Annotated in this window: 1 pseudogene; it reads right to left on the bottom strand. The window is 63.2% G+C overall.

Going from position 1 to position 619, the window contains the following annotated elements:
* Positions 1 to 285 (bottom strand): annotated as a pseudogene (locus tag GTW58_RS13515) (hypothetical protein); the annotation flags it as partial.
* Between the last annotated feature and the right edge of the window lie 334 nt (positions 286 to 619).

The following is a 619-nucleotide window of genomic DNA, read 5'->3' as shown; positions in this document are numbered from 1 at the left end:
GACCTTCTCGGGGGTGGCAGCACCGTCCTCACCGAGCAGGAACGCGGCGTCCACGTCGAAGTACTCCGCGAGACCCTCGAACACGGCGGGGTCTTGGACGTAGCGGTGGCCGTTGATCATGTACGTCCAGCGCGATCGCGACAGGTTGGTGCCTCGTTCATGGAGGTAGTTGGCGATCTGCGAGTAGGTCGGTTCCGTGCCGGACTCGGCGACGGCAACGTCCATCAGGAGGCGTAGACGTTTGGCGAGGTCTTCGGCCGCAGCCTGACTCTCGTCTTCGGTCATGACGGTGACCCCATTCCCTTCGCGACGGGCAAGGCATCCATGTGATCCACCCCGGAGGGTGGTTGTGCATGCTCAACCGTACTCGTTGAGCATGCACAAATCAAGGCTTGCGCATGCTCAACGGCCAGTGTTAGAACAGGACTCCGGGACATTTTGAGCATGCTCAATGCTCGGTTCCGGTCTCGGCTCGGGCTGCCTCAAGGGGGTGAACGATGTCCAGCTCACGGTTCGGGCACGGGTGTTCGCGCCTAGCTGTCAGGTGTACCGCCGCGCGCAACCTTGGCGCGGCCCGCCGAAGAGGAGACCGGAGCATGGCATCGAACGAGGACGCCCG

This window comes from Kocuria subflava, from assembly GCF_012163155.1.
GTDB lineage: Bacteria > Actinomycetota > Actinomycetes > Actinomycetales > Micrococcaceae > Kocuria > Kocuria subflava.
Note: the sequence above shows the minus strand (reverse complement) of the source record. Positions and strands in the feature narration are given on the sequence as shown.